General features: G+C 59.7%; 27 protein-coding genes. 21 read left to right on the top strand and 6 right to left on the bottom strand.

Annotated elements, in window-relative coordinates; genetic code table 11:
- The first annotated feature begins 175 nt into the window (after positions 1-175).
- Positions 176-3,631, top strand: a complete 3,456-nt coding sequence (gene smc / locus Q0932_RS09600) for a chromosome segregation protein SMC (RefSeq protein ID WP_299351778.1) — start codon at positions 176-178, stop codon at positions 3,629-3,631.
- Positions 3,632-3,775: 144 nt separating this feature from the next.
- Positions 3,776-4,123: a hypothetical protein gene (locus Q0932_RS09595; RefSeq protein ID WP_299351776.1), complete on the top strand. Its 348-nt coding sequence runs from the start codon at positions 3,776-3,778 to the stop codon at positions 4,121-4,123.
- Here the strand turns inward: Q0932_RS09595 and Q0932_RS09590 are convergent.
- The 3 genes from Q0932_RS09590 to cobD are packed head-to-tail and all read right to left on the bottom strand — an operon-like array spanning position 4,120 to position 7,204.
- Positions 4,120-5,289, bottom strand: a complete 1,170-nt coding sequence (locus Q0932_RS09590) for a lytic murein transglycosylase (RefSeq protein WP_299351774.1) — start codon at positions 5,287-5,289, stop codon at positions 4,120-4,122. The genes Q0932_RS09595 and Q0932_RS09590 overlap by 4 nt on opposite strands.
- A 59-nt stretch (positions 5,290-5,348) precedes the next feature.
- Positions 5,349-6,257, bottom strand: coding sequence for an adenosylcobinamide-phosphate synthase CbiB (gene cbiB, locus Q0932_RS09585; protein ID WP_299351772.1), 909 nt, complete (start codon positions 6,255-6,257; stop codon positions 5,349-5,351).
- Positions 6,254-7,204, bottom strand: a complete 951-nt coding sequence (gene cobD / locus Q0932_RS09580; protein ID WP_299351770.1) for a threonine-phosphate decarboxylase CobD — start codon at positions 7,202-7,204, stop codon at positions 6,254-6,256. The genes cbiB and cobD overlap by 4 nt, the downstream gene beginning before the upstream one ends.
- A gap of 171 nt (positions 7,205-7,375) precedes the next feature.
- Here cobD and Q0932_RS09575 point away from each other — a divergent pair, with 171 nt between their 5' ends.
- Complete coding sequence (locus tag Q0932_RS09575; RefSeq protein WP_299351768.1) at positions 7,376-7,738, top strand: response regulator; 363 nt, start codon at positions 7,376-7,378, stop codon at positions 7,736-7,738.
- Between the two features lie 26 nt (positions 7,739-7,764).
- Here Q0932_RS09575 and fsa read toward each other — a convergent pair whose 3' ends face one another.
- On the bottom strand, positions 7,765-8,418 hold the full coding sequence (fsa, locus tag Q0932_RS09570) for a fructose-6-phosphate aldolase (protein WP_299351766.1): 654 nt from the start codon (positions 8,416-8,418) through the stop codon (positions 7,765-7,767).
- Between the two features lie 156 nt (positions 8,419-8,574).
- On the opposite strand from fsa, the gene Q0932_RS09565 reads away from it, so the two are divergent.
- Positions 8,575-10,770: a primosomal protein N' gene (locus tag Q0932_RS09565; RefSeq protein ID WP_299351985.1), complete on the top strand. Its 2,196-nt coding sequence runs from the start codon at positions 8,575-8,577 to the stop codon at positions 10,768-10,770.
- 94 nt (positions 10,771-10,864) lie between these two features.
- On the opposite strand, the gene Q0932_RS09560 is transcribed toward Q0932_RS09565, so the two are convergent.
- Positions 10,865-11,929, bottom strand: coding sequence for a YeeE/YedE family protein (locus tag Q0932_RS09560; RefSeq protein WP_299351764.1), 1,065 nt, complete (start codon positions 11,927-11,929; stop codon positions 10,865-10,867).
- Between the two features lie 126 nt (positions 11,930-12,055).
- Here Q0932_RS09560 and Q0932_RS09555 point away from each other — a divergent pair, with 126 nt between their 5' ends.
- From Q0932_RS09555 to Q0932_RS09535, 5 genes are all read left to right on the top strand, one after another.
- Positions 12,056-13,288 carry an MFS transporter gene (locus tag Q0932_RS09555; RefSeq protein WP_299351762.1) on the top strand — a complete coding sequence of 411 codons (1,233 nt, stop codon included), beginning with the start codon at positions 12,056-12,058 and terminating at the stop codon, positions 13,286-13,288.
- A complete protein-coding gene (locus Q0932_RS09550; protein WP_299351759.1) occupies positions 13,289-14,632 on the top strand; it encodes an MATE family efflux transporter in 1,344 nt (447 codons plus the stop codon).
- A complete protein-coding gene (locus tag Q0932_RS09545; RefSeq protein ID WP_299351757.1) occupies positions 14,629-15,396 on the top strand; it encodes a sulfite exporter TauE/SafE family protein in 768 nt (255 codons plus the stop codon). The genes Q0932_RS09550 and Q0932_RS09545 overlap by 4 nt, the downstream gene beginning before the upstream one ends.
- Before the next feature lie 68 nt (positions 15,397-15,464).
- A complete protein-coding gene (locus Q0932_RS09540; RefSeq protein WP_299351756.1) occupies positions 15,465-16,334 on the top strand; it encodes a 50S ribosomal protein L11 methyltransferase in 870 nt (289 codons plus the stop codon).
- 107 nt (positions 16,335-16,441) lie between these two features.
- The gene (locus Q0932_RS09535) at positions 16,442-16,798 is read left to right on the top strand and encodes a hypothetical protein (RefSeq protein ID WP_299351754.1); all 357 of its coding nucleotides are present in this window, start codon (positions 16,442-16,444) and stop codon (positions 16,796-16,798) included.
- A 158-nt stretch (positions 16,799-16,956) separates the two neighbouring features.
- On the opposite strand, the gene Q0932_RS09530 is transcribed toward Q0932_RS09535, so the two are convergent.
- Positions 16,957-17,157, bottom strand: coding sequence for a DUF1127 domain-containing protein (locus tag Q0932_RS09530; protein WP_299351752.1), 201 nt, complete (start codon positions 17,155-17,157; stop codon positions 16,957-16,959).
- 331 nt (positions 17,158-17,488) lie between these two features.
- Between Q0932_RS09530 and ruvC the strand changes: the two genes are divergently transcribed.
- From ruvC to Q0932_RS09470, 12 genes are all read left to right on the top strand, one after another.
- Complete coding sequence (gene ruvC / locus Q0932_RS09525; RefSeq protein WP_299351750.1) at positions 17,489-17,995, top strand: crossover junction endodeoxyribonuclease RuvC; 507 nt, start codon at positions 17,489-17,491, stop codon at positions 17,993-17,995.
- The gene (gene ruvA, locus Q0932_RS09520; protein ID WP_299351748.1) at positions 17,992-18,681 is read left to right on the top strand and encodes a Holliday junction branch migration protein RuvA; all 690 of its coding nucleotides are present in this window, start codon (positions 17,992-17,994) and stop codon (positions 18,679-18,681) included. Before ruvC ends, ruvA begins: the two co-directional genes overlap by 4 nt.
- 3 nt (positions 18,682-18,684) lie before the next feature.
- Entirely contained in the window at positions 18,685-19,710 is a 1,026-nt protein-coding gene (gene ruvB / locus Q0932_RS09515) for a Holliday junction branch migration DNA helicase RuvB (protein ID WP_299351746.1), read from the top strand.
- 125 nt (positions 19,711-19,835) lie between these two features.
- Positions 19,836-20,471: a hypothetical protein gene (locus Q0932_RS09510; RefSeq protein WP_299351744.1), complete on the top strand. Its 636-nt coding sequence runs from the start codon at positions 19,836-19,838 to the stop codon at positions 20,469-20,471.
- Entirely contained in the window at positions 20,471-21,016 is a 546-nt protein-coding gene (thpR, locus tag Q0932_RS09505; RefSeq protein ID WP_299351742.1) for an RNA 2',3'-cyclic phosphodiesterase, read from the top strand. The genes Q0932_RS09510 and thpR overlap by 1 nt, the downstream gene beginning before the upstream one ends.
- Positions 21,017-21,082: 66 nt before the next feature.
- Positions 21,083-21,469, top strand: a complete 387-nt coding sequence (gene ybgC, locus Q0932_RS09500; RefSeq protein WP_299351740.1) for a tol-pal system-associated acyl-CoA thioesterase — start codon at positions 21,083-21,085, stop codon at positions 21,467-21,469.
- 126 nt (positions 21,470-21,595) lie between these two features.
- Positions 21,596-22,264 carry a protein TolQ gene (tolQ, locus tag Q0932_RS09495; protein ID WP_299351738.1) on the top strand — a complete coding sequence of 223 codons (669 nt, stop codon included), beginning with the start codon at positions 21,596-21,598 and terminating at the stop codon, positions 22,262-22,264.
- A gap of 3 nt (positions 22,265-22,267) precedes the next feature.
- Positions 22,268-22,738, top strand: a complete 471-nt coding sequence (tolR, locus tag Q0932_RS09490) for a protein TolR (RefSeq protein WP_299351736.1) — start codon at positions 22,268-22,270, stop codon at positions 22,736-22,738.
- 7 nt (positions 22,739-22,745) lie between these two features.
- Complete coding sequence (locus Q0932_RS09485; RefSeq protein WP_299351734.1) at positions 22,746-23,831, top strand: energy transducer TonB; 1,086 nt, start codon at positions 22,746-22,748, stop codon at positions 23,829-23,831.
- Positions 23,828-25,144, top strand: a complete 1,317-nt coding sequence (tolB, locus tag Q0932_RS09480) for a Tol-Pal system beta propeller repeat protein TolB (RefSeq protein WP_299351732.1) — start codon at positions 23,828-23,830, stop codon at positions 25,142-25,144. The genes Q0932_RS09485 and tolB overlap by 4 nt, the downstream gene beginning before the upstream one ends.
- Before the next feature lie 74 nt (positions 25,145-25,218).
- Entirely contained in the window at positions 25,219-25,731 is a 513-nt protein-coding gene (gene pal, locus Q0932_RS09475; RefSeq protein ID WP_299351730.1) for a peptidoglycan-associated lipoprotein Pal, read from the top strand.
- Positions 25,732-25,744: 13 nt separating this feature from the next.
- Positions 25,745-26,584, top strand: a complete 840-nt coding sequence (locus Q0932_RS09470) for a tetratricopeptide repeat protein (RefSeq protein WP_299351728.1) — start codon at positions 25,745-25,747, stop codon at positions 26,582-26,584.
- Positions 26,585-26,592: the final 8 nt, after the last annotated feature.

The following is a 26,592-nucleotide window of genomic DNA, read 5'->3' as shown; positions in this document are numbered from 1 at the left end:
CGACCCCTGAACGTCATCCAGCGCCCCGTTTGATTTGAAAATTCAAGGCACGGAGATCAATATCTTGTGGATAACTCTGCCGATTTGGCCATATTCTGTGGATCGTCGTTGACTTGAAGGGCTGGGCTTGGGCAACCTGACTGGACAACGAGAATCACGGGACAACAGGCAGCTTTTGCGTTTTTCGAAACTCAGACTGACAGGCTTTAAGAGCTTTGTAGATCCGACCGACCTGATCATTGCCGATGGGCTGACAGGCGTCGTCGGGCCAAATGGCTGTGGCAAGTCCAACCTTCTGGAAGCGCTGCGTTGGGTGATGGGCGAGAACCGCCCCACTGCGATGCGCGGCGGCGGCATGGAGGACGTGATCTTTGCAGGTGCCGCCACGCGGCCCGCCCGCAATTTTGCCGAGGTTGCGCTGCAAATCGACAATGGTGAGCGGCTTGCTCCGGCGGGCTTCAACGAAGACGACAATCTTGAGATCGTCCGGCGCATCACCCGCGATGTTGGCAGCGCCTATAAGGTCAACACCAAGGATGTGCGGGCGCGCGACGTGCAGATGTTGTTCGCGGATGCGTCAACTGGGGCGCATTCGCCAGCCTTGGTCCGTCAGGGCCAAATTGCCGAGCTGATCAACGCCAAACCGAAAGCACGCCGCCGCATTCTGGAAGAGGCGGCCGGGATTTCAGGGCTTTATCAGCGTCGCCACGAGGCCGAGCTGAAACTGAAGGGTGCTGAAACCAACCTCGCGCGGGTTGATGATGTGATCGAACAGCTGGCCTCGCAATTGGCGCAACTGGCACGTCAGGCGCGTCAGGCGGCGCGCTATCGCAGTATTGGAGAAGAACTGCGCCAGTCCGAAGGTCTGCTGCTCTATCGCCGCTGGAAAGAAGCCGACGAGGCGCGGGCCTCGGCGGATGACACGCTGCGGGAACGCACCACGCTGGCAGCGCAGGCTGAAGGTGCGGCACGTGCCGCGGCCAAGGAACGGGTGGCGCGAGATGATGCCTTGCCGCCCCTGCGTGAGGAAGAGGCGATTGCGGCGGCTGTGTTGCAGCGGTTGCAAGTGCAACGCGACACCCTGAACGATCAGGAAGCCCATGCGCTACAGATCATCGAGACGCTGCAAAGCCGGATTGAACAACTGTCCAAGGACATCGAACGCGAATCCGGACTGAATCGGGATGCGGGTGAGACCATCGAGCGGCTTGAGTGGGAAGCCAAAGAGTTGGCCAAGGCGGGCGAAGGCCACGACATGCGGCTTGAAGGTGCGTCAGAGGATGCCCGTAGCGCAGCCAGCGTGCTGCAAGAGCGCGAAAGCGATCTGTCGCAACTGACCGAGGACGTCGCGCGACTTGCCGCACGTCACCAATCCGCCCATCGCCTGCTGGAAGACAGCCGCAAGACACAAGAAAAGAGCGAGTCCGAGGCCGGCAAAGCCCGCGACGCTGTCGAGACATCCAAAGCCGCGCTGGTCAAGGCGTCTGAAGACTTTGAAACTGCAAAAAACGCAGAATCTGGCGCTGTTCAGGCGGCTCAGACGGCAGAAGAAACACTGGCACAGGCTGAAACCGATCGGGCTGAGACGCAATCACGTGAGGCGGATGCGCGGGCGGAACGTTCCGAGGCCGAGGGTGAGTTGAATGCCTTGCGCGCCGAGGTAACCGCGCTTGCGAAACTTGTCGAACGCGACACGGCCGAAGGCGGGCAAATTCTGGATCGCCTGCAGGTTCAGCAAGGCTTTGAAAAGGCGCTGGGCGCGGCGATGGCCGATGACCTGCGCGCGCCCGAAGTAGATGAAGATGGCCCGTCGGGATGGCATGTGTTGCCCCCCTATGATGCTGACCAGCCTTTGCCAGATGGCGTGACATCGCTTGTGTCACATGTCTCGGTGCCAGAAGTGCTGCAGCGCCGGATGAGTCAGATTGGTCTGATTGCCACCGAAGATGCCATGCGGTTGCAGCCTTTTCTGAAACCAGGCCAGCGGTTGGTATCGCTTGAGGGCGATCTGTGGCGCTGGGACGGTTATCGGGCCTGGGCCGAAGACGCCCCAAGTGCGGCGGCGCTCCGATTGCAGCAGCTCAACCGTCTGGAAGAATTGAAACAGCAGATGGCACAGGCCACCGCGCGGGCGGATGGGGCCGTACAGGCCCATGAAACCCTTCAGGCGCGGCTGCGTGAATTGTCTGAGCTGGACAAGGCCGCACGTTTGGCGCGCCGGGACGCGGATCGTGCTGTAGCAGATGCCAACCGGGCGCTGAGCCGGGCCGAAGCAGATCGCAATCTGGCCGAAGGGCGTTTGGAATCCCTTGGTCTTGCCGTGGCACGCCATGAAGAAGAGGCAATGTCGGCGCGCTCGCAAGTGCTCGAAGCCGAACGGGCCGTGGCTGATCTTGGTGACCTGGATGCCGCGCGGTCAGGTGTCGAAGACGTCAAGATGACGGTTGAGGCGGCGCGGATCACCATGATGACCAAGCGCTCGTCTCATGATGAGTTGCGGCGCGAGGGTGAAGCACGTCTGCGCCGCGCTCAGGAAGTCACCAAGGAAATCAGCGGTTGGCGCCACCGGCTTGAAACCGCAGAAAAGCGGATCGGCGAGCTGGCCGAGCGCAAGGCGACGTCCGAGGCCGAGTTGAAAGACGCCGCCAGCGCGCCGGAAGAGATTGCTGCCAAGCGCGAAGAACTGACCGGGGCCATAGAAGAGGCCGAAGCGCGTCGCCGCACAGCGGCTGATGTGTTGGCGGAGGCTGAAACGGCATTGCGGGCAGCTGAGACCGGCGAACGGGACGCTGAACGCGCTGCTAGCGAGGCGCGTGAGGCGCGCGCACGGTCCGAGGCACGGGCAGATGCAGCGCGCGAGACCGTGTCTTATGCGGCAGAGCGGATTTACGAAGAACAACAGGTGTCGCCGGCGGCTCTGTTGGAACGGCTGGACGTGGTGCCGGACCAGATGCCCGACAGCCACGCGATCGAGGCGGATGTAAACCGTCTAAAACGTCAGCGCGATGCGCTGGGGGCCGTGAACCTGCGCGCCGAAGAAGACGCCAAAGAAGTTCAGGAAGAACATGACCTTTTGGTCACCGAAAAAGCGGATCTGGAAGAGGCGATCAAAACCCTGCGCAATGGCATCGCCAGCCTGAACCGCGAAGGGCGCGAGCGCTTGCTGACCGCCTTTGAGCAGGTGAACTCTAACTTCTCGATGCTCTTTAAACATCTCTTTGGCGGTGGAGAGGCGAACCTTGTTCTGGTCGAAAGCGATGACCCGCTTGAGGCGGGACTAGAGATCATGTGCCAGCCTCCGGGCAAGAAGCTTTCGACCCTCAGCCTTTTGTCGGGCGGTGAGCAAACCCTGACTGCGATGGCGCTGATCTTTGCAGTGTTCCTGGCCAATCCTGCGCCGATCTGTGTTCTGGACGAGGTCGACGCCCCCTTGGACGACGCCAACGTCACGCGGTTCTGCGATCTGTTGGACGAAATGTGTCGCCAGACCAACACGCGTTTCCTGATCATCACGCACCACGCGGTCACGATGGCGCGTATGGATCGTTTGTTCGGGGTCACGATGGCCGAGCAGGGCGTGTCACAACTGGTATCGGTTGATCTGAAAGCCGCCGAGTCACTGGTGGCCTGACGGATTTCGGGGGCGCTGCCCCCGCCGCCTGTGGCGTCTCCCCCGGAGTATTTCCGGCAATACGAAGCAAGGGGTGGCCTCGCGCCAACGTGAGACCGCGTGTTCGGTTCCCGCGTTAGGGTGAGACATGAGGGAGGCACCGATATGCGCTTGGGTTTGGTTTTAGCACTGATGGCGACACCGGCTTTGGCCGAGGACTGGAAAATGCGCGGCGGTGATAACCTGTTTGACGAAGCAGGGCTGCAAGCGGCACTGACCGGTCAAACGCTGGTGTTCTATGATGACGGGCAATCGGTCTATGGCGACGACGGCAGCTATAGCTACACCTATGGCGGGGGCGGCACTTGGGAAGGTCAGTGGCGCGTCGCCGCAGACAGCGTGGTTTGTGTTACCTACGTTACAGAGGTGACGCGCTGTGACCGGATTGTTGAAAACGCCGGGCGGTTGGTGGTGCTGACCGAAGACGGTCAGCGGTTCCCGGTGAAACCCTAAAGCTTGCCCAATAGGCTTGGCGTCGGCCAGGCATCTGCGGGCAGGCCAAGGCGCACTTGTTCTGCCTGAACCGCGGCACGGGTTTTCTTACCCAAGATGCCGTCGACCTTGCCAACATCGTGGCCGCGCGCTTTGAGTTTCTTTTGCAGCTGTTTCATCTGATTTCTGGACAATCCCGGATCGGGGTTGCCCGCATTGTAGGGTTTGGCCCCTTCCAGACGGGTGGCGAAATAGGCCGCCGTGGTCACGTAGACAAAGCTTTTGTTCCACTCAAAATGGACGCGATAATTTGGGTAAGCCAGAAAGGCCGGGCCTTTGCGGCCCTGTGGCAGAAGCAAAGAAGCCTCAAGGTTGGCCAATTGCCCCTGGCGCGGTTTGACACCCATCTTGGCCCATTGTGAGGCCTTCATGCTGTGATCCAGACCCGATTTCGACCAATCGAGGTTTTTGGGCACTGTCACTTCTTGCAACCACGGCTCGCCCTTGCGCCAGCCAAGATGGCTAAGCATTTTACCGCCAGACATCAGCGCATCCTGTGGTGACGTCTTGAGGCTTACCTTGCCGTCACCGTCGCCATCAGTGCCGTTTTCGATGATATCCGCGGGCAGCATCTGGACCATGCCAATTTCGCCGGCCCATGCCCCCGTGGTCTTGGTAGGGCTGAAATCGCCCCGTTCATAAAGCTCCAATGCGGCAAAGACCTGTGGTCGGAAAAGCCCGGGGCGGCGACAATCATGCGACAGGGTGACAAGCGAATTCAGCGTGTTGAAATCCCCTTGAAATGCACCGTAGTCGGTTTCAAACGCCCAAAAGGCCAACAGCACGCCGCGCGACACGCCGTAGTCGCGTTCGATCCGGTCGAAAGTTGATTTGTATGTCTTGGCCTTGGACCGGCCAACATCAATGCGGTTCTTGCTGATCAGGCGCTGGGAAAAGTCGAGAAAGGGCATCTGGAACACGCCTTGCGAGCGGTCCGCCTTGAGCGTTTTGGGGTCTTGCCGGGCGTTGGCAAAAAAGTCATCCACGTTGGATTTTTTGTGACCTTTGGCGATGGCCTCTTTCTTCATGTCGTTGATAAAACCAGAAAAAGATCCGCCACAGGGCACGTTGGCCAGAGCGGTGGTTGCAGACAGGGACAGGGCAGCAAGGAAAAGGGGCAGACGCATGGAAACCTCGAAATACAATTTCGCCAGAGGTTAACAGGTCCGCGGCAGGGGGCAAGCGGTCAGAACAGCGTGCACACCAGCGTGATCGCCAGGAATGCGGCCCATGTTTGCCAAAGAGCCGTGCAAGCTGCGTCAATGTCGTCCGGGCCCAGGTTTTTGCGGCCATCAGCGTTTACATAAGGAAAGTCGCGCATTTCACCGTCATAGGCGCGCGGACCTGCGATTGCCGCATCCAAGGCCCGCGCTATGGCCGACTCTGGCCAGCCAGCATTGGGCGAACGGTGCTTTGAGGCATCTCTGCGGATGGCCCGCAAATCCTCAAGGCCGCGATGGGTGGCCGCGATCAGCACAGCGGTCAGGCGGGCGGGGATCCAGTTCAACACATCGTCTAGTCGTGCGGCTGCCCAGCCGAACTGCTCATGGCGCGGCGTGCGATAGCCAATCATGCTGTCGGCTGTGTTGACGATCTTGTAGGCCAGCAGACCCGGCAGACCCGCGATCAGGAACCAAAAGGCAGGCGCGATCACACCATCTGAGAGGTTCTCTGCTGCACTTTCGATAGCGCCCCGGGCAACCGCGCTTTGATCCATCTCAGCCGTGTCGCGGCCCACGATCATGGCCACGCTGCGCCGCCCACCCCCCAGAGACAAGCGCAAGGCATTGCCCACGGCGCGCACGTGATCGACAAGCGAACGCTGCGCCAAAAGGATGGCCACAATCACCAATTGCGGCAGCCATCCAAACAGCGCGATAAGCTTACCCAACAGCGCCATGGCCAGCACCAGCGTGACAACCAGCACAAGACCTTTGAGCTTTTGAGAAGGCGCGGCATTGAAACGGGCGTCTGCCCAGCCAATGGCCCGCCCCATCAAGACAGCGGGATGCGGCAGGTTTTGCCAGAGCCAGCGAGGTTCTCCCAAGGCGGCATCCAACAGCAGCGCCAGAACGAGGATCTCAGCGGTATTCACAGGGCCTCCTCAAGCTGGGCCCATCTGTCGGGTGCGGGCAAGCCCAAGCGCAGGTAGCTTCGTGAATAGGGAAAGATACGCGACCAGACATGTTGGCGGGCCAGTCTGTCTTGCCAGTCGCCGGCATCCGCGACCTCATAAAGCCGAAACAGCGTTGTGCCACCGATCAACTTGGCGCCCTTTGTGGTCATCAACGCGTCCAATCGCGTGGTGTCGTCTTTCAGCCGGGCACGGGTGGTATTGGCCCATGTTACGTCGCTGAGCGCACGGGCACCAATTTCCAACGCAGGACCCGAGACTGACCAAGGTCCGGTCATATCCGCAAGCCGCGAGATGGTTTCGGGCGCGGCGATCACGAACCCCAACCGCAATCCGGCGAGGCCCCAGAATTTACCAAAACTCTTCAAGACCACGCGCCCCGGCTGATCTGCGACGTCGATCAGACTGGCGTTGGGTGTCACGTCACAAAAGCTCTCGTCAATCACGGTGAACGGGGCGGTCAGGTCGGCCTTGGCCCAAAGGCGCCCATCCGGGTTGTTTGGATTCACCAATACACGAGCGTCAGGCGCGGTTTCGGACTGGTTCCAGCCTTGCGCCTCAAAAGCGGCGGCATGTTCGTTGTAGGTGGGTGCCGGGATGTCCACGGTTCCGGCTGGCAACAGTGCCGGGATGCGCGCAATCGGGGCCGAAGCGCCGTGCGTCGCAAGAATAGCGGCCCCCTCAGGCACGTTCCAGAACTGGCGCGCGGCATGGATCAAGGCATCTTGCGCTGTCCGATCCGGGAGTGCCGTCCAGGCGCCCGCAGAAATCTCTCCCACTGGATAAGGCACCGGGTTGATCCCCGTCGACAGGTCCAGCCAATCTGCGCGCGCACCTCCGAACTGCGCCCGCGCAGCGTCTAATCCGCCGCCGTGGTCGCGGGGTGTTTGAGAGGGCAGCAAAGGCAAATCTAGGTCTCCGGATAAGGTGTTTCACCTTCAAGCGGAATTCCACCGTTTTGGCAAGGATCGGGCTGCTTTACGCCGACGTTAAGCAAACATTAACCATTTGTTAGGATTTTGGGCAGATCACCAAAATATCGAGTCAAATTGTTTACGAGTGGGATGACGAGGGGAGTCATGCAGGTATTGATCGTTGAAAGCGATCCGGGTCTTGGAAGGATCTGGAGTCGCCATATGCAGCGTCTGGGCGCTGTGGTTGAGTTGGCCGAGGATCAGGCCAGCGCCATTCACGCGCTCCGCATGCAGAGTTTTGACATTATTGTTCTGGATTTGGTTTTGTCCGAAGGCGCAGCGCTGGCGATTGCGGATTTCGCCAGCTATCGTCGGCCTGACGCCCGGGTGATCTTTGTCACCAATACGTCTTTCTTTTCAGATGGATCCATCTTCAACATCAGCGCAAATGCATGCGCATTTGTCCAGTCGGGCACGCCGCCCGAAGATCTGGCCGCGATGGTCGAGCACTACGCCGAGGCGCGCTGAAACCAGTTCAACGCGCCCGCGCAATCTTAGAGAATCTTGATGCCAGCGGCTTTGATGTCGGCAAGGAAGGCATCCAGACCTTTGTCGGTCAACGGGTGGTTCACCATCGCTTTGATGACATTGGGTGGTGCGGTCATCACGTCGGCGCCCAAGAGGGCACATTGCGTCACGTGGTTCACGGTGCGGATCGACGCGGCGAGAATCTGTGTCTCATAGCCATAGTTGTCATAGATTGCACGGATGTCGGCAATCAGATCCAAACCATCCAGGTTGATGTCGTCCAGACGCCCGATAAACGGCGAGATGAACGTCGCACCGGCCTTGGCGGCCAAAAGCGCCTGGTTGGCCGAGAAACACAAGGTGACGTTGACCATGTGGCCATCATCGCTCAGGGCTTTACAGGCTTTCAGGCCATCCCAGGTCAGCGGGACTTTGACGGCGATGTTTCCGGCGATCTCGACCAGCTTGCGGCCTTCGGCGATCATTTCCTCTGCGTCCGTGGCGGTGACTTCGGCCGAAACCGGACCGTCGACCAGCTCACAGATTTCCTTGGTGACTTCGATAATGTCACGGCCAGATTTCTTAATCAGCGAGGGGTTAGTGGTGACGCCATCCACCATGCCAAGGTCATTCAACTCGGCTATGGCATCGATTTCGGCGGTATCTACGAAGAATTTCATGAGAGCGCGTCCTTTGAAGGTCTGAACATGGGTTGGCTTGGCTTTACCTGATTGCTAGCCTTGCGGAAAGCCCGAACTCTAAATGATGCCGGGGAAATGTTAGCGGAAACATGGCTGCACTGTCTATTTTGCAGCACTTTGGCTTTGGGGGCGCGGGTGCAGGACCCGGAATTCTTTGAACAAGGACAGTTGGTGGCTGTGCTGACCACGCAGCCGCTGGACCGATTCCTTGACTATAAGGCGCCTGAAGGCGGCTGTTTCCGCGGGAGCTTTGTCGAAGTGCCTTTGGGACCGCGCAAGGTATTGGGCGTGGTCTGGGGGCCGGGGCGTGGCGATTTCGACATCGCCAAGATTCGACCCGTGAACCGCGTGTTGGACGTCGCCCCGATGCGGGACGAAATGCGTGCCTTTCTCGAACGCGCCGCCGACTATACGTTGACACCGCTGCATGCGATGTTGCGGCTGGCGACACGGGCGCCGGGTCTGTCGGATCCACCCTCGATGCGCAAAGTCTATCGCCGTGGTGACGGGGAACCGGATCGCCAAACCGATGCGCGCCGCCGCGTGCTTGAGGCATTGAACGACTATGGCGACCTTGCCTTTACTCTGAAAGAGCTCAGCGAAATGGCCGGCGTGACCTCGTCCGTCGTCAAAGGGTTGGTGAAACAGGGCGTCGTGCGCGAAGAGGACACGCCGCGCGATCTTCCGTTCTTTCGACTAGACCCAGAATATGCGGGCAAAGACCTGACCGACGAACAGGCCGCCGGGGCCGAAGCCCTTTGCGCCGGTGTGCGCTCCGAAGCCTATGGCACGACATTGCTGCGCGGTGTCACCGGTTCGGGCAAGACCGAGGTCTATCTGGAAGCTGTGGCCGAGACTCTGCGCAAGGGGCGACAGGCGCTGGTTCTATTGCCCGAAATCGCGTTGACCGCCGAGTTTCTGTCCCGGGTCGAAGAACGTTTTGGCGCCAAGCCTGCCGAATGGCATTCCGGCGTCACCATGACCGAACGCCGTCGCATCTGGAAAATGGTCGGGCAGGGCGGTGCGCAGCTGGTGATCGGCGCGCGATCTGCCTTATTCCTTCCCTACCAGAACCTTGGCCTGATCGTGGTCGATGAGGAACATGATACGTCTTACAAGCAAGAAGATGGCGTTCTTTACAATGCCCGTGACATGGCGGTTTTGCGGGCCAGCCTGTGTTCTGCGCGGGTGGTGCTGGCCTCAGCCACGCCGAGCCTGGAAAGCTGGGCCAATGCCGAGGCTGGAAAATATGAGAAATTGGAGCTGACCGCGCGATTTGGTGAGGCCGTGCTACCCGACATGCGCGCCATTGATATGCGCGTCGAAGACCTGCCCGGCAGTCGCTGGATTTCGCCGACGTTGCAAAAGGCGGTTGAGGCGCGGGTAGAGCGCGGCGAGCAGGCCTTGTTGTTCATCAATCGGCGCGGCTATGCCCCGGTGACGATTTGCCGGGCCTGCGGTCATCAGGTGGGGTGTGATGATTGTGATGCCCGCATGGTCGAGCACCGGTTCCTCAAGCGGTTGGTGTGCCACCAGTGCGGTGAGACCAAGCCGATGCCCGAAGAATGCCCCTCGTGCAAAGTCGAGGGCAAGCTGGCTCCGGTCGGACCCGGTGTCGAACGGCTGGCCGAAGAGGCGCAGGCGCTGTTTCCCGACGCGCGGCTGGCGGTGCTGAGTTCCGATCTTTTTGGATCGGCCCGTGCGTTGAAAGAGGGGATCAATTCCATCGCTGAGGGCGGGGCAGACATCATCATTGGCACACAACTGGTGGCCAAGGGGCACAATTTTCCTCTTCTGACGCTGGTGGGGGTGATTGATGCTGATCTTGGCCTGCAAGGCTCTGACCTGCGCGCCGCCGAGCGGACGTTTCAGCTGATGCGTCAGGTGGCAGGGCGCGCGGGGCGGGCCGAAAAACGCGGTGAAGCGATGCTGCAAACTTTTCAGCCAGAGCACCCGGTGATCCGGGCGATCCTGGCCGGGGACGAGATCAATTTCTGGAAAGCCGAAGCCAATGAACGCCGCCACGCTGGCGTGCCGCCTTTTGGGCGCATGGCGGGGATTATCCTGTCCTCGCCGGATGTGCAGCAGGTGTTTGATCTGGGTAATGCCTTGGCGCGTAATGACGGCGCGTTGCGCGAGGTCGGCGCGCAGGTTTTTGGGCCCGCGCCCGCGCCGATTGCGCGTATCCGCGGTCGCCATAGGGTGCGCCTGTTGGTCAAAGCAGACAAGGGCGTGCCGATTCAGGCGGCGGTGGCCAAATGGATTGGGCAGTTTCGTCTGAAAGGCGACATCCGCCTCAGCGTCGATATCGACCCGCAGAGTTTCTATTGAACAAAGGGGGCCAGCCCCCCAACGCCGTCTTTTGACAAGGACGGCGCTCCCCCCGGGATATTTCTGGCCAAAAGAAGCCAGGGTGCAGGGGGGGTCAGGCGGTGGCGGTGGCACCGCCACGTTGGTCGACAAGGAAGTCGGTCGCCATGGCGCCGATCCACATGGCCAACAGCGCTGCCCATGCGGTTCCGGCAAAGATCGATCCACCGGTGACGCCCGCGCCAATCGCGCAGCCGCCCGCCAGCATCGCGCCGAAGCCCATCAATACGGCGCCGGTCATCGAGCGGCGCATGTTGCTCTCACCGTCAAAGCCCTGAAACTTGAATTCGCCCGTCAGTATGGCCGCGAGAAATGAGCCGATGACCACGCCAGGCACAAGGCCAATGTCGAATTCCAGAACCGCATTGCGATCCAGGAAGAACATCAGCGTATGAGCCGAGGGACCGGAGAATGTGGCGCTTTCGATCTGCACCGGGTCAAAGGCCACCTGTGCCAGCCCGTAAGTGAGCACCCAGCCCACGGCGACTGCAAACCCCACGCCCGAGGCAAAGATCAATCGCGATGCACCGATGCGGTTCTTACGTGCAATCACCAGCGCGAGACACGCCATGACAGCGCCAAAAATCAGCCCTGAGAGGTCCGGCAGGCGCAGCGCTGCGATCAGGTCCATGTTCCGTCCGCCCTCGGTGATCCAAAGGCTTGCCAGCTTGTCACGGGGGGCCGAGAGGATGCCAGACAGGCTCATCTGGGCGACAACAGCAAAGATCAGGCCCGAAACAACCGAGCGCAGGTTGCCATTGGCTGCCAGAACCAACAGTCGACCGGAACAGCCGCGCGCCAGCACCATGCCGACGCCAAAAATCAACCCTCCAAGTATAGCGCCAGACCATGACCCCGGCACGGCCATCATACGTGCGTCCGCCGTGTGCATCAGCCCCAATGCCTGCGCGCCCTGCACCCAGACAATCGCCGTTGAAATCGTCAACAGCCACACTGCAACCTTGTCGCCCATCTGGCCGCGCGCAAATTCGACCGTGGCCGCGCGCAGGCAGAACCGAGAGCGCTGTGCCGCGACGCCAAAGATGATGCCGGTGATCAGGCCCAGAACCGCCGCCGTCGGCGCTTCTCCAATGCTTTCAACAAGGGTGAGGATGTCCATGAGAACCCCTTCAAAAATATGAATGGGTCGATGTATGAATGGGAATGTCGTAAACGACTTTGACTCAGATCACAGTTTGTCGCGTTTCGGCTCGCCAATCCCCTTAAAAAGGCCTAAGTCCGAAGCATGTTAAGTAAAATGACCCTTGCCGAGGCCGAAAGCCTGCCGCTTTGGCGGCGTCCGGTTGGCTTGTTGTTTGTCATGGCGATCGCCATGCCGATCGCGTTTTATGTCTGGTCGGCGCTCTTGAACAACTTCGTCAAGGAAGTGGCGGGCTTTGACGGGTTTGACATCAGCGCACTGCATTTCGTGCGTGAGATCCCTGGATTTCTGGCCTTTCTGGTGGTGTTCATCATCATCTTTGTGCGCGAGCAGGTGCTGGGGCTCATTTCGCTGGTTATCCTCGGCGTGGCCACCGCCTTTACCGCGTGGTTTCCCAGTCTTTATGGCCTGCTGATCCTGACGTTCATCAGCTCGCTTGGGTTTCATTATTACGAGACCGTCAACCAGTCGCTGCAGTTGCAATGGCTGAGCAAAGAACGCGCGCCACATGTCTTGGGATGGCTGATGGGCGCTGGTTCGGCGAGCATGATGCTGGTCTATGTGCTGATCGTCCTGATGTGGGACAGCCTGAACCTGAGTTACAACATCGTCTATATGGTCGGGGGGCTTGTGACCGCCGCCATCGCGGTGTTTTGCTTTGTGGCCTACCCTCAGTTTGACTCTCCCACGCCGCAGACCAAAAAGATCGTTCTGCGCAAACGGTACTGGCTGTACTATGCCTTGCAGTTCATGTCCGGTGCACGGCGCCAGATCATCACGATTTTTGCAGGCTATATGATGGTGGCCAAGTTCGGTCTTGCCGTGCATGAAGTCACCGGCCTCTACCTGATTAACCTCTTGGTCAATACCATCGCCGCGCCTTTTGTCGGCAAGGCGGTGGCCCGGTTTGGCGAGCGTGCCACGCTGATCTTTGAATATGGCGGCCTTGTGCTGGTTTTCTTGGCCTATAGCGGGATTTACTGGTTTGGCTGGGGCATTCTGATGGCCTCAATCCTCTATGTGATCGACCATATTCTGTTTGGCTTGGCGCTTGCGCTGAAAACCTATTTTCAGAAAATTGCCGACCCCGAGGACATTGCCCCGACAGCTGCCGTTGCCTTTACCATCAATCACATCGCGGCGGTGATGCTGCCGCTGCCACTTGGTCTGTTGTGGCTCTATTCGCCTGCCTTGGTGTTTGCCTCTGCGGCGGCAATGGCGACGGTATCTTTGGGACTATCGCTGCTGGTGCCACGCCATCCTGAGAAAGGTAATGAAACCCGTCTGGCGCGTTACATCGCGACCCCGGCGGAATAGGTGGCGCGCGGGATGCAGCAACGCGGGCGCTTTCTGACCGGGTCTATCATGGGTCATGTCGTGCGCATGACGCTGACCGGGGCGACAGGCATTACCTTTGTTTTTCTTGTGGACCTCGCCAACCTGTTCTGGTTATCGCAATTGGGCGACCCGGCGCTGGTCGCCGCGATTGGTTATGCTTTCGCGGTGCAGTTCTTTTCGGTCAGCACCGGCATTGGCCTGATGATCGCGGCCACCGTCATGGTGTCGACGCGCATCGGCAAGGGCCAACGCGAAGGGGCGCGGCGCGAAGCCACCAGCGCCATGATCATGACCATCGGTTTTCAGACTTTGGTTGCGGCGCTGATTGTAGGGTTCCGGCATGATTTGCTGGCCTTGGTCGGGGCCGAGGGAAAAACGGCAGAACTTGCGGCGCGTTACCTCGCCTTTACGGTGCCATCGCTGATTGTCATGGCCATTGGGTTGATTGGCTCAGCCGTGCTGCGTGCCGAAGGCGACGGCAAACGGGCGATGTACGTGACGCTCACTTCGGGCACTATCTCAATGGCGGTAGACCCATTCCTGATTATCTATCTCGGACTGGGACTGGACGGGGCGGCCTATGCGCTGATCCTGTCGCGTTTTGTCTTGGCAGGGATGGCGTTGCGGTTTGTGATCGGCACGCACAACCTGTTGGCCTTGCCGCGGCTACGCACCTTCAAACGTGTATGGAAACCGTTCTTTTTCATTGCCTTCCCGGCCATGCTGACGCAAATTTCCACGCCCTTTGGCAACTATCTCTTGACCGGTGTGATTGCCGGGTTCGGCGACGACGCTGTGGCCGCCTGGGCCGTGGTCAGCCGCCTGACGGTGGTGGCATTTGGCGGTATCTTTTCGCTCTCCGGGGCGATTGGCGGCATCTACGGGCAAAACTTTGGCGCACAGCAATATGACCGGTTGCGACAGACCTTTAAGGATTCCCTGATCTTTTGCGCCGCCTATACCACGGTGGCCTGGATCTTGCTCAGCCTCTCGGCCAATTGGATGATCGGCGTCTTCGGGCTGAGCACCGAAGGGGCCGCCGTTTACAAAGCCTTTGCCTATATCGGGTCCGGGGCGTTTGTTCTTGTGGGCGCGTTGTTCGTGTCCAACGCCACCTTTAACAGCCTCGGTAAGCCGACCCGTTCAACCCTGTCAAACTGGGCGCGGGACGGGGTGTTCATGTTACCAGCGGCTTGGTTGGGGGCCGCATGGTTTGCGGCGCCGGGCGTCGTCTATGCCCAAGCCGTCGCTGGTGGGATCGCGGGGGCGCTGGCCGCGATGTGGAGTTGGCATTTCCTGAAAAGCATCGGCCAGAATCGATGATCGCAGAGGTCGTCTCCCTGCAAAACCTGGTGTTGGTGGGAATGGCGTTTGCGCTGGGCGGCATCTTGAAAGGGGCGGTCGGGGCAGGGGCTCCATTGCTGGCGGTGCCGTTGTTGGCCTTGCTCTACGATGTACCGACGTCGATCGCTCTGTTTGCGGTGCCCAACATCGTGCCGAACCTCTGGCAAATCTGGCAGTACCGCGACGACAACCTGCCCAAAGCGTTCCGCTGGCGGTTCTTTCTGGCTGGCACGATTGGAACGGTGGTGGGGACCTTTGCACTGGCCTCGGTCAAGTCAGACAACCTGATGATCCTTCTGGCCCTGATCATCTTTGCCTATGTCATTTTCAAAATGGCGCGACCGGGGCTCAAGCTGGACTACTCGGTAGCCGAGCGGATTGCCGCGCCGGTTGGGCTTACGGCGGGTTTCTTACAGACGCTCGCGGGCATTTCGGCCCCTGTGTCATTGACCTTCCTGAACGTGATGCATCTGGAACGGCGAACCTTTATCGCGACGATTTCGGGGTTCTTTGTCGCGGTTGGCGTGCTGCAAATTCCGCTACTCGCTGCCTTTGGCATCATGACCTGGCCCCTGTTCCTGCTGGGCTGTGCCGCCGTAGTTGTGATCTTTGCGTTCATGCCCGTCGGCGCCTTTCTTGGGCGCAGACTGTCTGCGGACACCTTTAACAAAGTGATCCTCGTTGTTTTGACCCTTCTGGCGATCCGGCTCCTTGCGCCCTTTGTGGTTTCCGCCTTTGCATAATTCGCCGCAGGCTTGACGCCCCGCGCCCGACCGCTTAGGCCGCACCGATACCGTTCAGGAGAGCCAATATGCCCACATTCACCGCACTGACGACCCTTGCCGGGAAAGACAACGCTGACAAACTCGGTGCAGCGATGGAGCATCTGAACCCAGAGCCGACTGGCGTTGGCGTGTTCGAGATCGAGGACGGGTCGGGCCTGTGGGAAATTGGCGGCTATTTCACCGAAGCGCCGGATGATACAGCTTTGGCCGTTCTGGCCGCGGCTTTTGGCGCCAAACCGTTTGCGGTGTCCGAATTGCCGGATGTTGATTGGGTCGCCAAGGTCAAACGCGAATTGTCACCGGTCGAGGCCGGGCGCTTTTTTGTTTATGGCAGCCACGACGCGGATCAGGTGCCTGATGGCAGTGAGCCGTTGTTGATCGAGGCGGCAATGGCCTTTGGCACCGGGCATCACGGCACCACGCTGGGATGTCTCAAAGCACTGGACCGTCTGGCCAACGCGGGCTTTGTCGGCAAGAGCGTTGCCGATATAGGCTGTGGCACCGCGGTTCTTGCGATGGGGGCTGCGCGTATCTGGCCTGATACGGTTCTGGCCAGTGACATTGATCAGGTTGCGGTCGACGTGGCCGAGGCCAATGTCAAAGCCAACAATCTGGAAGGCCAGGTGCACTGCGTGGAAGCTGCTGGGTTTGGGCACCCGGATCTTGCGGCAAAGGCGCCGTTTGATCTGGTCTTTGCCAACATCCTCAAAGCGCCGCTAGTCGTGCTGGCGCCCGAGATGGGGCAGAACATCGCGCCGCAGGGGTACGCCATTCTATCGGGCATCCTGAATGAGCAAGCGGATGACGTGGTTGCCGCCTATGACACAGCCGGGTTTGGCGTTCACACACGCGAAGAAATTGGTGAGTGGACGACGCTGACCCTACAAAAACGCTGAGCCAAATAGGGCAATTCTGCCTAAATTGGAGCGGTCTGCCTTATTTTTGCCACAATTTTACGGCAACAAAGTCACGTTCGGTGGGGGCCGAGCCTGAGTGTGTTGCTATGAGCGATTCGTATTACGAATTCCAAGACCGCGTTGCCCGCATCTATAAGAAGCAGGGCAAGAAATCCCTATTTCGTAGGAAAACACGTGCCGTTTATGTCCAAGGACAAGATGGGTACACGGTTATTCGCGCGCGTGCGTCGCGCGGCTCTTTTCCATGGTCAGGTGTGGTTCTTGTGTTTTTCGCCTTTTTCAGTGTCAAAGGCGCGATTATGGCCAATATGGGCCCCGAAGTTTACAACGAGAAGGTATCAGAACTGAGCACAGCGACGGTTCTTGAACGCTTCCGTTTCTGGACGATGAGCCCCGATCCGCTCTCGTCCTGGGTCGCAAAGACCATCAAATCACTTAGCTGATCCCTCCAATTCAGCGCAAAGCGGCTCCGGACTTCTCTCCCGGGGCCGTTTTCTTTTGTCCGCCGATGAGCAGGGCACAAAAAAACCGCAGCCGGGAGGAAGCTGCGGTTTTCTTTGATCTTACGATCCGAAAACAATGGGCGGTAACGAGGTCTTCGTCAGCCGATGTTTTCGATGTCTGCGCGCGACAGACCGATGTCTTCCAGCTCGCGGTTGCTGAGCGCCGAGAGAGCAACGCGGGTTACGCGCTTGTCGTTCCAGTCGGTCACTGCGCCGGCGAGGGCTGCGAAGGCGTGGCCAATACGGCCAGCAAAACCAGCAGTTTCAAACTGCACGCGGGTGGTGTCAAAAGCGGCCATATCAATCTTCCTTCTGTTTTGGTTGATGGTCTGCGTTTTCGTATTTCGGCATTTAGGGCCAGTTATTGGGCCGCGCAAGGAGCAATAATCGCATAGGTGATATGCAATTTCTGCATAGGTGAAATGCGCTGTAACCGCCCGTTACTTAAGGGTTAATTCCGGGTGTGTAAGTGTCGCAATTCGACAGTTTCGGTGTCGTTTTCAGGTCGTGCCTTGCTGCCATTGCATACCCGGTCAAAACATATGCTCAGTGCGCAAAGCTCTTGGTGTTTGTTCTGGGTTTGTGCTAGTGGGTCTAAAAAGCAACAATTTGAAGCAGGCGGGCAGAAAAATGCGCATTCTGGGAATTGATCCAGGGCTTCGCAACATGGGCTGGGGCGTGATTGATGCGGATGGCAGCCGGATTCGGCACGTCGGCAACGGGGTTTGTCACTCGGTCGGCGATGATCTGGCGACTCGTTTGTTGTCGCTGCATCAGCAGCTGAGCGACGTGATGAGCCAGTTTCACCCTGAACAGGCAGCGGTTGAAAATACCTTTGTCAACAAAGATGCGGTCGGGACGCTGAAACTGGGGCAGGCCCGCGGTATCGCGCTCTTGGTGCCGGCGCAGGCGGGGCTTTCGGTTGGCGAATATGCCCCCAACAAGGTCAAGAAGACGGTTGTGGGTGTGGGGCACGCAGACAAGCGACAGGTTGAACATATGGTCAAGTTGCAATTGCCGGGCGTCGAGATCAACGGACCAGACGCGGCGGACGCCTTGGCCATTGCCATCTGCCACGCACATTACACGCGGCCCGGTACAGGACTGGAAGCCGCACTCAAGAGGGCAAGCGTATGATCGGAAAAATCTCAGGCCGGATTGATTACCGCAGCCACGACCATGTGCTGATTGATGTCCGGGGTGTGGGCTATGTCGTCTATTGTTCGGACCGCACGATGGCAGCGCTGCCCGCAAATGGCGAGGCCGTGGCGCTTTATACCGATCTTTTGGTGCGCGAAGACCTGTTGCAGCTTTTTGGCTTTACCTCGCTGCTGGAAAAAGAGTGGCACCGTCTGTTGATGAGTGTGCAGGGGATTGGTGCCAAGGCGTCGTTGTCGATCCTGGGCGCGCTTGGTGCAGACGGGGTTGGCCGCGCCATCACATTGGGCGATGTCACCGCGATCAAGGCTGCCAAGGGCGTCGGCCCCAAGACCGCGCAGCGCGTGGTGATCGAATTGAAGGACAAGGCCCCGGGCGTTATGGCGCTGGGCGGCACCCTGGCCGAAGCCACCGGGGAGGCGCCGGCGTCTGAGGAGGTTCTGGAGGCGCCAGAGCCCTCGCCGGCGGCGGCACCCTCAGCGCGCGGGGCGGGTGGCGCTTCGGCGGCCTCGGTGCAGGCCGAGGCGCTTTCGGCGCTTTCAAACCTTGGCTATGGTCCGAGCGAGGCAGCTCAGGCAGTTGCGCAGGCTGCGGTTGATGATCCGGATGCCACGACTGCCACATTGATCCGTGCGGCGCTGAAACTGCTCGCACCGAAAGGCTAAGACATGGACCAGCCTGACCCAACCCTGCGCCCACAGCCGCGCCCCGAAGATGCGGATCGTGCATTGCGCCCGCAGGCGCTGGAAGAATTCATTGGCCAGGCCGAAGCCCGTGCCAACCTGCGCGTTTTCATTGAGTCGGCCCGCCGTCGGGGTGAGGCGATGGATCACACGCTGTTTCACGGCCCGCCGGGGCTGGGCAAGACCACGCTGGCGCAGATCATGGCGCGCGAGTTGGGGGTGAATTTCCGCATGACCTCGGGGCCGGTTCTGGCCAAGGCGGGCGATTTGGCGGCGATCCTGACCAATCTTGAGTCACGTGATGTGTTGTTCATCGATGAAATTCACCGCCTGAACCCTACGGTCGAAGAGGTGCTCTATCCTGCGATGGAGGATTTTGAGCTGGACCTTGTGATCGGGGAAGGCCCTGCAGCGCGCACCGTGCGGATTGAGTTGCAGCCCTTTACGCTGGTGGGCGCGACCACGCGGTTGGGATTGTTGACCACGCCCTTGCGTGACCGTTTTGGCATTCCCACCCGATTGCAGTTTTATACCGAAGACGAGTTGCACGAGATTGTCTCGCGCAATGCGCAAAAGCTCGGGGTGCCGGCCGACGATGGTGGCGCGCGCGAAATTGCCCGCCGCTCGCGTGGAACGCCGCGTATTGCCGGGCGCCTGTTGCGCCGTGTTGTGGACTTTGCGCTGGTCGAGGGTGATGGACGTGTGACGCAATCTCTGGCGGATGGAGCGCTGACCCGACTGGGAGTTGACAATCTGGGGCTGGACGGGGCGGACCGGCGCTACCTGACGTTTATTGCTGAGAACTACGGCGGTGGCCCGGTTGGCATCGATACGATCTCGGCGGCGCTGAGCGAAGCGCGGGATGCGATTGAAGAGGTGATTGAGCCGTTTTTGTTGCAACAGGGTTTGGTACAGCGCACACCGCGTGGCCGAATGCTGGCGCAAAAGGCTTGGGCGCATCTGGGATTGCAGGCGCCGAAGAGGCCCGACCAAAACGACCTGTTCAAATAGGGGCGCGGCCCCTCTTGGCCGAAGGCGGCCAATTCACCCCGGGATATTTTTGGCCAAAAGAAGGGGCGGGCTTGCGCTTGGGCATCCAACGGGGGAAATAGGGCGCGCCTGATGAGGAGAGTGCCATGACGCCTGAGGCCGTTGAACAGCTGTTTACCCGCAAAGACGGGTCGTATGTCTTTGCCCGTTGGGGTCGCCCCATTGTGCCGATCGTGTTTGGTGTCGAAGAGCACACTTTAGCGACAGTGAAAGGCGCGATCGAAGCCGTCGCGGTGCTAGCCGGGCACCAGATGGCCGAAACCGACCCAGAGTTAGGGGCCAATCTGATGGTGTTCTTCTTTCGTGACTGGGACGAATTGCTGACGGTTCCCGATCTGGACCGGCTGATTCCGGGGCTGGCGCCTTTGGTGGGGCGGTTGTCCGGGGCGGACGCCACGCAGTACCGCGCCTTTCGATTTGACGAGTCCGGCGCCATTCAGGCGGCCTTTGTGTTTTTGCGGATGAATGAGGCCATGCAAGAGCTGCCAGCGGAAACCTTGGCGTTGTCGCAAGCGGTGCAAACGATCCTCCTGTGGTCCGATACGGCTTTTGCCGAGACATCGCCACTTGCTGTGCTACCCGACAGTGGTGCGACCGTGTTGCGGCCCGAAATCGCCGCCGTGATCGCCGCGGCCTATGATCGGATGATGCCAGTTGCCGCAGAGGATTCCAGCCACGCGTTGCGGCTGTTTGCCCGTCTCACGCCATCCTCTGAAGGCTGATGCGCGCCTTTCTCGCGATAGATTTGCCGGATACGGCGCGGGAAGCGATCTCGAGGCTGCAGGATGATCTGAAACCGGGGCGCAAGGTGCCGGAAGAGAACCTGCATTTGACGCTGGCCTTTCTGGACGATCAGCCACAATCGGTGCTTGAACATCTGCATGGCGCACTTGGTGACCTCACCTTTGCGCCTTTTGACCTTACGCTATCCGGGCTTGATCTCTTTGGCGGCAAGCGCCCGCGACTGATCTACCTCAAGGCAGATGGTGGCGCGGCATTGACGGGCCTTCACAAGGCATTGCGAGGCGTGGCGCGGGTTGCCGGGATCGACCTGCCACGCGAGAGGTTTCGACCACATGTGACGCTGGCCCGGTTTCGCCGTGACCTTGAGCCTGGGCAAGTGGCGCAGATCGGCAGTTTTCTCGAAGCGTACCATTCTATCGCGCTAGCTCCGTTCACGGTGACTGGGTTTTCTTTGTTTGCGTCGACCCTGCATCCCGATGGGGCGGTTCACGAAGAACTGGCCTGCTATCCGTCTCAGACGTGACGTCCGGGGTTGCGCCGGCGCGGCCTTCTTGATCTTGTGGCGCCAGATCAGTTTTCGAGGCCCGACATGACCCACAAACTCCCGATCCGCGTCTATTACGAAGACACCGATATGGCGGGCATTGTCTATTATGCCAACTACCTGCGCTATATCGAGCGGGGGCGCAGCGAATGGGTGCGTGACAACGGTATGGACCAGAATGCGATGAAGGCCGAAGGCGTGGTCTTTGCCGTGCGCCGGGTCGAGGCGGATTACCTGATACCGGCCAAGCTGGATGATGAGCTGATGGTTGAAACCGACGTGCTCAGCGTGACCGCGGCACGCATGGTTATGGAACAGCACGTAAAGCGCGGTGAAGAGGTCTTGTTTCACGCCATCGTCACGGTTGTTTGTATCGGCGAAAATGGGCTGCCGACGCGGTTACCGGCCAAAGTTCGCCAAATGCTGCACTAAAATCCGGCTCAGACGCGCGCGAATTCGCGCATATGACGCCAAATTGATAGCGTTCCCCCTGCCTTTCCTGTAGGTTTGCTGCAAAACATGGCCTGAAAATGGGCCCAAACAGAGCAGGCAGATTACATGGAAGTCGAATTTTCGATGTGGAGGCAGATTGCCGAAGCGTCCCTAGTCGTACAACTTGTCATGGTGATGCTGGTGGGCGCGTCCTTTTGGTCGTGGTCGGTCATCATTCAGAAAATCATCTCTTATCGGACCGCACGGGTCGAAGCTGCACGGTTTGACCGGTCGTTCTGGTCGGGCGAGCCGCTGGATGCGCTGTTCGATGAGATTGGCACCACGCCGTCAGGTCGGTCCGAGCGTATCTTTGCCGCTGGTATGATGGAGTGGCGACGCAGCCACCGTCAGGACGGCGGGCTGATTGCCAATGCCACCAGCCGGATAGACCGGTCGATGGATGTCGCGATCGCCAAGGAATCTGAAGACCTGCAAAAGGGTCTGCAAATCTTGGCCACCATCGGGTCGACCGCGCCCTTTGTGGGGTTGTTCGGCACCGTCTGGGGCATCATGAACGCATTTATCGCCATCGCGGGTGAGCAAAACACCAACCTTGCCGTCGTGGCGCCGGGTATTGCCGAGGCGCTCTTGGCGACGGCCCTGGGTCTTTTGGCGGCGATCCCTGCGGTGATCTTCTACAACAAGCTTAATGCCGACAGTGACCGGATCATTTCGGGCTATGAGGCGTTTGCGGACGAATTTGCCACGATCCTCAGCCGCCAGTTGGACGCCTGATCGATGGGGGGCGGTGTCGTCAAGAAACAAGGTGGGGGGTCGCGTAGGCGCCGCCGCAGCCGGGCGCAGCCCATGGCCGAGATCAACGTCACGCCCTTTGTTGACGTGATGTTGGTCTTGCTGATCATCTTCATGGTCGCGGCCCCATTGCTGACCGTGGGTGTTCCGGTGGAATTGCCCAAGACCTCGGCCAACCCGTTGCCTGCCGAACAAGAGGCGCCGTTGACAGTCACAATCATGGCGGATGGCTCGGTCGCCATTCAGACCACACCCACCGCGCCGGATCAGCTGGTGCCGAAACTGCGGGCCATTGCGGCTGAGCGGTCTTCCGACCGGGTCTATCTGCGCGCTGACGGGGCATTGCCCTATGAGATGGTTGTCCAGATCATGGGCGCGCTTAACGCGGGCGGGTTCACAGATATTGGCCTTGTGACGGACATTGGCGGTCCGGCGTTGGACGCGGAAGAGAACTGAGGGCCGGGTGCATATCGGGCATTATATCTCGGGGGTGGCCCATGCCAGTGTAATCGGCTTGGCGCTCTTTGGCGTGGGGTTTCACTCTGATCCGCCACCTTTTGAGGTGGCAGGCGTGTCGGTGATCAGCACGGCTGAGTATGAGGCAGCACTTGCGGCTGAACGTGCGCCCTCAACCGCGACAGACGTTGAGGTTCCCGTGGCGCCAACCGTCTCGGATGATGTCCCGAACCTGTCGTCAGAAACAGATGCTGCACCAGAGCTTGAAACGCCGCGAACAACCGACGCTGTCACGCCGGACGAACAGCCCGACGTCAGCGACCTGACCACGCCGGAACCCGCCGACGTTACAGATACTGCGCCCACCCTGACGCCACCGGGCGAGGAAATGGCCGTGCTGATCCCGCGCGAGACCACGCGGCCGATGGTGCGCCCCTCTGAGCGCGTGGCGCCCGAGCCTGTGGCCCAGCCAGATCCCGACACTGTGATTGACGATGTGACCCAAGAGGCGACAACGCCGGATGACAGCGCCGGTGAAACCGCCGAAGACCCCAAAGAAGCCACCGCACCCGAAGCCGCCTCGACCGAGATCGTGACCGAAGCCAAGGAACAGGTGGCCCTGGCGCCCAAGACATCGATACGTCCAGTTCTGCGACCGGGCTCGCGTTCGGCACAGCGCCCCCAAACCAATAGTGGCAGCGCGTCGTCTGCCGCCAGCTCAACGGATGCCGCCGTGGCTTCGGTGCTGAGTGAAGAACCCGCTGCGCCCTCTGGCCCGCCGTTGACCCAAGGCGAAAAGGACAGCATGCGCATTTCGGTGCAGAATTGCTGGGTGGTGGATGTTGGCGGGCAGTCCTCGAATGTCACCGTTACGGTCAAGTTTGAACTGGACCGCGAGGGCAAAGTGGCCAGCGCTATTGAGATGATCGACTCCGAAGGCGGCGACGCCAAGGCGGTGGATACGGCGTTCCAATCTGCCCGGCGGGCGATCCTGCGCTGCCAAAAAGGCGGCTATAAATTGCCGATCGAGAAATATGACCATTGGCGTGAGGTCGAAATCACGTTTAATCCTGAGAAAATGAGGCTGAAATGATGCGACTACTGGCGATCCTCTTGATGGGACTTACGGTGTTGGGCCAGATGAGTTACGCGCAAAGCGGCCCACTCAGGATTGAAATCACAGATGGCGTGGTCGAACCACTTCCCTATGCGGTGCCTGACTTTGTCGCCGAAAGCGCCGGGGCGGACAAACTGGCCGCCGACCTGTCACGCGTTATTGCCGCGGATCTGAGCGGCACCGGCCTGTTCCGGGAAATTCCCGCCAAGGCGCATATCAGCCAGATCACCAATTTCGCTTCGCCGGTTCAGTATTCCGACTGGAAGGCGATCAACGCGCAGGCACTGATCACCGGGGCCGTGACGGTCTCGGGCGACAGTCTTGAGGTCAAGTTCCGCGTCTATGATGTGTTTGCCGGACAGGAACTGGGCAATGGGCTGCGCTTCAAGGGCACAACCGATGGATGGCGTCGCATGGCGCACAAGGTGGCCGACGCGGTTTACAGCCGGATCACCGGCGAAGGAGGCTATTTCGACAGCCGCGTCGTGTTCGTATCCGAAACTGGCCCCAAGAACGATCGCCGCAAACGTCTGGCCGTGATGGATTATGATGGCGCCAACCTGCAATATCTGACCGACAGCAATGCCATTGTTCTGGCCCCCCGTTTTTCGCCCAGTGGCGACCGGGTGCTCTATACATCTTATGAAACCGGCTTCCCGCGCGTCTTTGTGCTGGATGTGGGCAGCGTCAAGCGCAAGGTCCTGCAGGATCAGGAGGGCACGATGAGCTTTGCCCCGCGCTTTTCTCCCGATGGAAACAGCGTACTGATGTCGATCACCCAGAACGGCAACACCGACATCTATTCCATGCCCATCAACGGAGGCCAACCCCGCCGGTTGACCTCGTCTCCGTCAATTGACACCGCCCCCAGCTACAGCCCGGACGGAAAGCAAATCGTGTTTGAAAGTGACCGCTCTGGGAACCAACAGCTGTACGTCATGCCTGCGAGCGGTGGAGAGCCCAAGCGCATCAGCTTTGGTCAGGGCCGTTATGGCACACCGGTCTGGTCGCCACGCGGGGACCTGATCGCCTTTACCAAGCAGAACAAAGGCCGCTTCCACATCGGCGTGATGCGCACGGATGGCAGTGAAGAACGCCTGCTGACGGCCTCGTTTCTGGATGAAGGCCCAACCTGGGCGCCCAATGGCCGCGTCATCATGTTCACCCGCGAAACCCAAGGGTCTGATGGGTCGGCCTCGCTCTATTCCGTGGACGTATCAGGGCGTAACCTCAAGAAAGTTCCAGTGCAGGGCGGGGCGTCGGACCCGGCCTGGTCACCTCTGCAGTAAGGACGGGTTTTGCTCTGTGGCGTGGCCCGTGATACAAATAGAAAAAAATGAAAACGCGAAAGCGAGGCATTGAGATGAGTGGTTTTACCAAAGTGGCCCTGTTGTTGGCCAGCCTGGCCCTGTCGGCCTGTTCGAACACCGGTGTATTCGGGGGCGACGATACCCTGGGCGGAAGCACAACCGAAGCCAACTATGAACTGGGCAGCGTCGACGATCCAAACTCGGTTGCCCATTTCCAATCTGTTGTTGGGGATCGTGTTCTGTTTACCGTTGATCAGTCGGACCTGACCGAAGAGGGCAAGCAAATCCTGCTTAGTCAGGCCAACTGGCTCTTGGCGAACACGGCATTTACTGCCGTGATCGAAGGGCATGCCGACGAACAAGGCACGCGCGAATACAACCTCGCCCTTGGCGCGCGCCGTGCCAGTGCGGTGAAAGAGTTTATCGTGTCACGCGGCGTTGCCGGTAGCCGGTTGCGCACGGTGAGCTACGGCAAGGAACGTCCGCTTGAGGTGTGCTCGGCAGAGGCGTGTTACGCCCAGAACCGCCGTGCTGTGACCGTGCTTCAGGCTGACCTGAGCGGCTGATAGGAACACTGTGATGCGTTTTACTGCGATTTGCTTGTTGACCCTGACCCTGATGCTGCCGCGCGCCGCCGTAGCGCAGGATGCGGATACTCTGGCCGATATCCGCCAGCAACTGACCGTGCTCTATGTTGAGATCCAAAACCTCAAACGCGAGTTGTCAACGACGGGCGCGCCTTCGGGGGTGTCGACCAGCGGCACAACACTGGACCGGGTCAACGCGATCGAAGACCAGTTGCGTCGCCTGACGGGGCGTACCGAGCAGTTGGAAAATCGCGTGCAAAGCGTTGTCGATGACGGCACCAACCGAATTGGCGATCTCGAGTTTCGCCTCGTCGAGCTAGAAGGCGGAGACGTCAGCTCTCTTGGTGAAACCACGACGCTAGGGGGCGATATTGAGGTTCCGTCTCTATCAGATGGCAGTCTCACAGACGCACCGACGCAAGATACAGAACTGGCGGTCGGGGAAGCTGCAGATTATCAGCGTGCCGTCGCCGCCCTTGATGGCGGAGATTTCGTCAGTGCCGAAACCCAGTTCGCAACCTTTATTGACACCTATCCCGGCAGCCCTCTGGCGCCCGAGGCCAATCTGGGGCTGGGGCTTTCGTTGGAGGGCCAGAACCCCACAACGAATGACGCTCGCGCCGCAATCGCCCGCGCCTTTCTTGAAAGCTATTCCAGCGACATGAACAGCGCGGTGGCTGATCAGGCCCTGTTTCACTTGGGCAAATCGCTGGCTGCGCTGGGCAAGACCAACGAAGCTTGTGTGACACTAGGCGAGGTGAGCGTTCGCCATCCCGACTCAGACATGGTCATGCAGGCGCAAAGTGAGATGCGCAATCTTGGATGTCCGTAAACGAGACA

The sequence above is a fragment of the uncultured Shimia sp. genome (assembly GCF_947498095.1).
Classification (GTDB): domain Bacteria; phylum Pseudomonadota; class Alphaproteobacteria; order Rhodobacterales; family Rhodobacteraceae; genus Shimia.
Note: the sequence above shows the minus strand (reverse complement) of the source record. Positions and strands in the feature narration are given on the sequence as shown.

What these genes read in the sequence shown, in the direction of transcription:
- Q0932_RS09590 (WP_299351774.1), bottom strand. Translation starts at nt 5,289, where the DNA reads ATGCGTCTGCCCCTTTTCCTTGCTGCCCTGTCCCTGTCTGCAACCACC.
- fsa (WP_299351766.1), bottom strand. Translation starts at nt 8,418, where the DNA reads ATGAAATTCTTCGTAGATACCGCCGAAATCGATGCCATAGCCGAGTTG.
- ruvC (WP_299351750.1), top strand. Translation starts at nt 17,489, where the DNA reads ATGCGCATTCTGGGAATTGATCCAGGGCTTCGCAACATGGGCTGGGGC.
- Q0932_RS09545 (WP_299351757.1), top strand. Translation starts at nt 14,629, where the DNA reads ATGATCGCAGAGGTCGTCTCCCTGCAAAACCTGGTGTTGGTGGGAATG.
- Q0932_RS09555 (WP_299351762.1), top strand. Translation starts at nt 12,056, where the DNA reads ATGTTAAGTAAAATGACCCTTGCCGAGGCCGAAAGCCTGCCGCTTTGG.
- ruvB (WP_299351746.1), top strand. Translation starts at nt 18,685, where the DNA reads ATGGACCAGCCTGACCCAACCCTGCGCCCACAGCCGCGCCCCGAAGAT.
- tolB (WP_299351732.1), top strand. Translation starts at nt 23,828, where the DNA reads ATGATGCGACTACTGGCGATCCTCTTGATGGGACTTACGGTGTTGGGC.
- Q0932_RS09540 (WP_299351756.1), top strand. Translation starts at nt 15,465, where the DNA reads ATGCCCACATTCACCGCACTGACGACCCTTGCCGGGAAAGACAACGCT.
- Q0932_RS09595 (WP_299351776.1), top strand. Translation starts at nt 3,776, where the DNA reads ATGCGCTTGGGTTTGGTTTTAGCACTGATGGCGACACCGGCTTTGGCC.
- Q0932_RS09510 (WP_299351744.1), top strand. Translation starts at nt 19,836, where the DNA reads ATGACGCCTGAGGCCGTTGAACAGCTGTTTACCCGCAAAGACGGGTCG.
- pal (WP_299351730.1), top strand. Translation starts at nt 25,219, where the DNA reads ATGAGTGGTTTTACCAAAGTGGCCCTGTTGTTGGCCAGCCTGGCCCTG.
- Q0932_RS09470 (WP_299351728.1), top strand. Translation starts at nt 25,745, where the DNA reads ATGCGTTTTACTGCGATTTGCTTGTTGACCCTGACCCTGATGCTGCCG.
- Q0932_RS09575 (WP_299351768.1), top strand. Translation starts at nt 7,376, where the DNA reads ATGCAGGTATTGATCGTTGAAAGCGATCCGGGTCTTGGAAGGATCTGG.
- Q0932_RS09535 (WP_299351754.1), top strand. Translation starts at nt 16,442, where the DNA reads ATGAGCGATTCGTATTACGAATTCCAAGACCGCGTTGCCCGCATCTAT.
- Q0932_RS09530 (WP_299351752.1), bottom strand. Translation starts at nt 17,157, where the DNA reads ATGGCCGCTTTTGACACCACCCGCGTGCAGTTTGAAACTGCTGGTTTT.
- Q0932_RS09560 (WP_299351764.1), bottom strand. Translation starts at nt 11,929, where the DNA reads ATGGACATCCTCACCCTTGTTGAAAGCATTGGAGAAGCGCCGACGGCG.
- tolR (WP_299351736.1), top strand. Translation starts at nt 22,268, where the DNA reads ATGGGGGGCGGTGTCGTCAAGAAACAAGGTGGGGGGTCGCGTAGGCGC.
- ruvA (WP_299351748.1), top strand. Translation starts at nt 17,992, where the DNA reads ATGATCGGAAAAATCTCAGGCCGGATTGATTACCGCAGCCACGACCAT.
- thpR (WP_299351742.1), top strand. Translation starts at nt 20,471, where the DNA reads ATGCGCGCCTTTCTCGCGATAGATTTGCCGGATACGGCGCGGGAAGCG.
- tolQ (WP_299351738.1), top strand. Translation starts at nt 21,596, where the DNA reads ATGGAAGTCGAATTTTCGATGTGGAGGCAGATTGCCGAAGCGTCCCTA.
- ybgC (WP_299351740.1), top strand. Translation starts at nt 21,083, where the DNA reads ATGACCCACAAACTCCCGATCCGCGTCTATTACGAAGACACCGATATG.